Raw genomic sequence first — 6,138 nt, 5'->3', positions numbered from 1 at the left:
ACTACTACTACCTGTACTGGTGTAGAAATGTTCCGCAAGCTGCTGGACGAAGGCCGCGCTGGTGAGAACATTGGTGCGCTGCTGCGTGGTACCAAGCGTGACGAAGTTGAGCGTGGTCAGGTTCTGGCTAAGCCGGGCTCCATCACCCCGCACACCAAGTTCGAAGCAGAAGTGTACGTACTGTCCAAGGACGAAGGTGGTCGTCACACCCCGTTCTTCAAAGGCTACCGTCCGCAGTTCTACTTCCGTACCACCGACGTAACTGGTGCGTGTGAGCTGCCAGAAGGTACCGAGATGGTAATGCCAGGTGATAACGTTCAGATGACCGTTACCCTGATTGCGCCGATCGCCATGGAAGATGGCCTGCGCTTCGCGATCCGCGAAGGTGGCCGTACCGTTGGTGCTGGCGTTGTAGCTAAGATCATCGAGTAATATTTACTCTCGATCGAAAGCAAAAAAAGCCGCGGCAGAAATGCCGCGGCTTTTTTTTGCCTCTCACTTGTGTGACCGTAATTACCACCAGTCCCGGCTCAGGTTGCAGTGGCGACTGCTCGCCATAAGGCGGTCAAAATCTTCTCCGTCCAGCGCTACCAGAGATTCATGGTCGCCGGATTCCAGATAGATGGTGTCGCGACTATCGAGTCCAGTATCCACCAGGGTTGTCAGGCCGTATGCCTGGCCAAGTGGCGGAAGCGCGCCGAGTTCACAGTCGCTGAAGATATTACCGATTTCTGGTTCACTCACCATTTCCAGCTGGTTGCGCCCTGTTTCGTCGCGCACCGCACGCATATCCAGGCCGCTACTCGCGGGAATCACCACCATAACCATGCCCTGGTCATCCTTCAGCAGGATCGCTTTTGCCACCCGGTCTTCGCGAACATCCGCTTTGTGCGCGCTTTCGCGGCTGGTCGCGCTGTGCGCATGGGGAATGACCCGGTATTGGACGGAATGGTTGTCTAGGTATCGACTGACAGTGGGTGCCATAGTCATGACTTGTCCCTCCTGTATTATGGGCTACTGCCTGCAATAGCAGTTTAGTTTGCCGCCCTCCGTGTCCAACGTGGAGTATTGTCACTCTGCTTTGTTAAGGTCGCTAGTGAGTCTCTAGAAATCGAAGAATAGTAAAAGCGTTGAGTCAGAGATAGATGGCTACCTGTGTGATAATGTGCCTGATGCGTCGAATGGGGCCGCATCCCCGAGCATTCATACATGAATGATGGTCTTTTAAGTAAAGGCTCTCTTCGCAGAGCACCGAGGAAGTATTTGACTTAGGTCTCCTCTCTCAAGGAATAATAATATGTTGGCGAAATTGGATTCCACGGAGGTGGTTCACCCCGCAGGTCGGAAGTTCAGGGCAGAAGTTGAAGGACTTCGGGCGCTAGCTGTCCTTTCTGTCGTACTGTTTCACCTCGACCTCACTTGGATAGAGGGTGGATACGTCGGTGTTGACATATTTTTTGTTATTTCCGGGTTCCTAATAACAAGAAATATCTATGACGCTTTGGTAAGTAAGACCTTCTCATTTCGTGATTTCTATATCCGTAGAATTCGACGATTGTTTCCGGCGTTGCTCGCGACTATCACTGTGAGCGCTATTGTCGGGACCATGCTCCTATCCCCAGAGCATCTTGCTCGCTTCTCGAAGGAGATAATTGCTGCGGTTTTCTCATTGTCCAATGTCTTGTTTTGGAGTGAGGCAGGTTACTTTGACCTAGACGAAAGTTTTAAGCCTTTACTGCATACTTGGTCGTTGAGTGTCGAGGAGCAGTTCTATCTTTTCTGGCCGGCCTTTTTAGTGTTTCTCTTTACCAGAGGTTCCCGGTCAATCTTATTTATAGGTTTGATTGCTGTCGCACTACTCTCTATTTGGAGCGCGCAGTATATGGTGAGTCATTCCAACGCCTCCGCCGCATTCTTCCTGTTGCCGTTTCGGGTGGCTGAATTTGTCATAGGGGCGATGCTGGTTTTTGTTAAACCTACGAATTGGATGCAGGTGCGCGGTGTAAGGTCAATAATGACCACTTTGGGTATCGCTATGATGGGCTACGCGATATTCACCTACCATGCTGCTACCAGATTTCCTGGTTATACCGTTTTGATTCCCTGCCTGGGTGCCGCTCTTGTGATTTTTGCGGGGACCAATCCGGTTTCAAGGCATCTTCTTGAAAATAAAGTTGCACAGTTTTTAGGGCGCACCTCTTACTCAATCTATCTCGTGCATTGGCCATTGATTGTGTTTTGGGGTTACTCGGCGCCCGGCCAGCTTAGTTCAACAGGTGGTATTGTGCTTATACTGGTGGCCATTATGCTGTTGGGGGCACTCCTTTGGAAATTTGTAGAGCAAAAATTTCGTCATGTCGACGCTTCCTCCAAGCGCGTTAACCATGCCCCTCTTTTTTTCGTAAGTTGTACTTCCATATGCGCTATTTTGGTGGTGGGCGCTTACTGGACGAAAGGGAGCATGTGGTCGGAATCTGTAGTGCTCTCAGCGGAACAGGTGAAGGAGGGAAAGAAACGGAGATTTAATCTAACGCGGCAGTCTTGTAGAGTCCGCAACTTCAGCGGGTCGGAAAAATGCATCTTAAATGCATCGCGGCAGACTTTGCTGCTCGGAAACTCCCACGAGCCGGATGGGTACAACATTTGGCATGCGGCCTATTCAGCGGAAGACCAAAATATAATTACGTTTGGAACCGTGAACAGATGCGGGCCCTTCATGAAGGACATTAATTCCGATCAGCCGGATAAGCGCAATTGTCGTGAACGGATTAATGGCTTGCGGGATGAGGAATTTGTCAAATCACTGGACCTAGTTGTCTACAGCGCAAACATGCCTTTTGGTCGGAATAAGGCTGAAATCTGGGAAGAACTTGTCGCGATAAAGAGAGTCAACCCTGCGGTCGAGGTCGTGATATTGGGCGGGTACTTCAATCTCGAAAAAGACTGTTCCTTCTTTATCGGGCGTAGCGGGACTATGGATTCCTGTCTTGAGCCGAGTTCAATTTCCTACACTCGAGAAGATGAGTATCGAGAACTGGCAAAGTGGCGAGGCAGTAGAGAGGCCGAGTTGTTGAATCCCCGATATATCGATAAGTTCGCGCTGATGTGCGGCGGAGAGGTATGTGAATCATCAGCGGGTGCGGTCCCATTTACATATGATCGGCATCATTTGAGCCTAGAGTTTTCACTGGAGTTGGGGGAGCGTCTGAAGTCACGTTATCGCTCTGTTGATCAGCTCTTGGCAGATGCACCTCTGCTAACGCAGTTTGAGCCCGAAAGCTAGCGTCTCAAGGCTGAAATTTTGCTGATGTCTTAAGGTTGATTAGGGTATCCATTGCTTGTCCGGTGGAAAAAGCTCGAATGCGAAAATCTTGGTTTTTTAACTGTACTAATTACATCAGACTGGATTGCGCATATTTCTCAGTAATTTTTGGAGACGTCCGATAATGGGGGCGTCTCGTGGGAAAATGCCTTCATAGGTCTCTATCAAGCGTTTGCAGAGCTCAATGGCCGTTAAAGTATCGCCCTGTGCCAGGGCAATACGCATTTCTGTTTCATCATTTTGCAGCACGATGGGGTGGTCGTGGCTAAAGGTTTTCAGGTTAATGCTGCGTGAAAGTTGGTTGAGCTCGCTTGCTTCTTGTAGCTTGCCGGTATGCAGCGCGATGCGTGCCAGGCGTAAATTCCAGCTTGCCACCCCGTAGTCGTCAGCACCGTACTGCACGATATTTTCTTGTTTGACCTGGTTAATCAGCTCAATTCCGCTAGCGGCATCACCGGTAACAGCCATGGCTTCACCCAGGTTGGCCCGCGGTAAAAAGGTGGAGTCGGAATTGTGCGGATAAATCTTGCCGAGTATGTCTACCGCTTTTTCCAGGTCTGCACGCGCCTGTGCGAGGTGGCCGAGGTTCAAATTGAAGTAGCCGCGATGATGGTAGAGTTCCGCCGTGGTCTCCAGTTCTCGCACCTCGCCGGTAAGGAATGGGTTCAATACCTCAGCCGCTGCTTGAAAGTCACCCAAGCGTCCCAGTAGGCGCGCGTACGTGATCGCACTGTGGCGAAAGATCTTGTTCTCGGTGCTAAAGATTTTGCCACTTACCTGGTACGCCCGTTGCGCGAGTTCTCGCGCCTCCTGCCAGCGGCCCACCCGCATGTAGCTGCGCGCCACGAAACGGTAACTATTGAGTGTGTCGGGGTGGGATTCTCCCAGCAGCTTTATGCGCTCGGCGAGTACCACAGATTCGGTTTCCGCAGCCATTGGGAAGTCGGGTTTATTGAAATAGGCGTTGGACAGGCTGTGGCTGTTGGCTAACCCGAGAGCGCCGCCCTGGTCCGGCATTTGTTGCCAAATATGTTTTGCTGTATTCAGTACCTCGATCGCCTCATCTGGTGACCCCACCCGGGAGATCAGTTGCCCCTTGCGGTGCAGCGCCTGTGCCTGCAGTCGTTTATCTGGATACTGCTCCAGCAAGGTAGATGCCTCCTCGAGGGCCGCCGCTGCGCCATTAACAGCTCCCGATTCGCGCTGGTAGCGGCCGAGGCCAATCAATAACTCGGCGCGCATATGCGCGGCCTCCGTAACCCTAAGACCCGTTTGCAGCCGTGCTGCAGTTTCCAGCTGTTGCAGCGCTTCCTGCTGCAGTGTGGCTGCATCGTGATACTTGCCCACGTTGTAATTCAATTGTGCGAGGGATTTGAGCAACTGCGATTTCACCGCGGGATCGTTATCCAAAGTCTCGCGAATTTTGCGTGCACCGTCTTCCAGAACCTTGTCGACGCTGACGGTGCGGCTTTGCGCCCGCGCAGGCGATGCCGCTTCAAACATATCCGTCAGCAACGCTGTGGTGCGTTCCGCGGTATACATTTGCCGTTTGATCTCGCGCTGTGCGTCCAGCAGGCTGTCACGTTCCGTGCGCAGCTGATCTGCGAGGTACAGGGATGCCGCGAGCCCGAGATTGATTGCAATGACCACGGCGGCGGCGAGGGCGCTGGCGGCCGGGTGCCGGGCGATCAGGCGACCCGCGCGGTAAACAAAACTGGGAGGAGTTGCGAGTACCGGTTCCCGGTTCAAATACCGCTCAATATCCCGCTGCAGTTCACTGACGCTGGCGTAGCGCCTGTCCGGCTCTTTGCGCAGCGCTTTGCTGACAATATTATCCAGGTCCCCGCGCAATGACCGGCGGTCTTCGATTCCCCCCGTGTCCACTTGCGCGCGGCTTGGTGCGGTTGTTTCGGTGCGGCAAATAGCTTCCACCGCTTGCTCTGCGCTGTTGTTGTCCAGCCCATGGGGAGAGTGGCCGGTAAGCAGGCAATACAGCAGCGCGCCCAGCCCATAGACATCGGTGGACATGGTGGTGCGTTCGCCACGTATCTGCTCCGGGCTTGCATACGCAAGAGTCATTCCCCGCAGTGCGGTTGCATTGGTGCGGTCCGCCTCACCTTGCAGGGCTTTGCCAATGCCAAAATCCAGCAGCTTCACCTGCTCTTGGCTGGTGACCAGAACATTTTCCGGTTTGATATCCCGGTGGATAATCAGGTGATTGTGGGCATAACTGACCGCTTTGCAGACCTCGATAAACAGGTGCAGGCGCGCCTTGAGCCCCAGCTGGTGGGCAAGGCAGTGTTCGTGAATCGCCTTGCCTGCCACGTATTCCATGACCAGGTAGGGCCTGCAGTCATCGGTTGCACCGCCATCAAGCAAGGTCGCGATATTCGGGTGTTGCAGCCTCGCGAGGATTTGCCGCTCCTGATGAAAATGTTGCAACTCGTCAGCACTGGCAAAGCTTGGTGCGATCTTTATCGCTACGTGCTGCTCATAGTTGCCATCGGCCCGGCGTGCGCGAAACACGATACCCATACCGCCCTGGCCAATTTCTTCTTCGATGGCAAAAGGGCCAAGCATTTGTCCCGCGGGCATGCTCTGACTGAGCGCCCGGAGTTGCTGGCCGATGATGTGCGTTTGCTGCGCATTGCTATCGACTGTGTTGTGGAGGGTCAGCAGCCGTTTGACTTCGTGCTGCTCTTCAGGGGTGGCATCCGACGAGGCGAGGAGCGTATCCCGCTCGTTGACAGGCGCATCAGCGCAAAGATCGAACAGGCCCTTGATGACCTTCAGGCGGTTTTTCGGATTGGGCATAA

4 protein-coding genes are annotated in these 6,138 nt (G+C 53.3%); 2 read left to right on the top strand and 2 right to left on the bottom strand.

The window, feature by feature from the left end; translation table 11 throughout:
- Nucleotides 1-432, top strand: a 432-nt coding sequence (locus AS89_RS0114750; RefSeq protein ID WP_010130320.1) for an EF-Tu/IF-2/RF-3 family GTPase, incomplete at its 5' end; no start/stop codon positions are given.
- Between the two features lie 81 nt (nucleotides 433-513).
- On the opposite strand, the gene AS89_RS0114745 is transcribed toward AS89_RS0114750, so the two are convergent.
- Entirely contained in the window at nucleotides 514-990 is a 477-nt protein-coding gene (locus AS89_RS0114745) for an aminoacyl-tRNA deacylase (RefSeq protein ID WP_010133492.1), read from the bottom strand.
- A gap of 307 nt (nucleotides 991-1,297) precedes the next feature.
- Here AS89_RS0114745 and AS89_RS18300 point away from each other — a divergent pair, with 307 nt between their 5' ends.
- Nucleotides 1,298-3,283, top strand: a complete 1,986-nt coding sequence (locus AS89_RS18300; protein ID WP_010133491.1) for an acyltransferase family protein — start codon at nucleotides 1,298-1,300, stop codon at nucleotides 3,281-3,283.
- Nucleotides 3,284-3,397: 114 nt separating this feature from the next.
- Here AS89_RS18300 and AS89_RS18295 read toward each other — a convergent pair whose 3' ends face one another.
- Complete coding sequence (locus tag AS89_RS18295; RefSeq protein ID WP_010133490.1) at nucleotides 3,398-6,136, bottom strand: serine/threonine-protein kinase; 2,739 nt, start codon at nucleotides 6,134-6,136, stop codon at nucleotides 3,398-3,400.
- Nucleotides 6,137-6,138: the final 2 nt, after the last annotated feature.

Origin of the sequence: Microbulbifer agarilyticus S89 (genome assembly GCF_000220505.1) — a bacterium.
Taxonomy (GTDB): Bacteria; Pseudomonadota; Gammaproteobacteria; order Pseudomonadales; family Cellvibrionaceae; genus Microbulbifer; species Microbulbifer agarilyticus_B.
The sequence above is the reverse complement of the archived record's forward strand: the minus strand, read 5'-3'. Positions and strand labels throughout refer to the sequence as shown.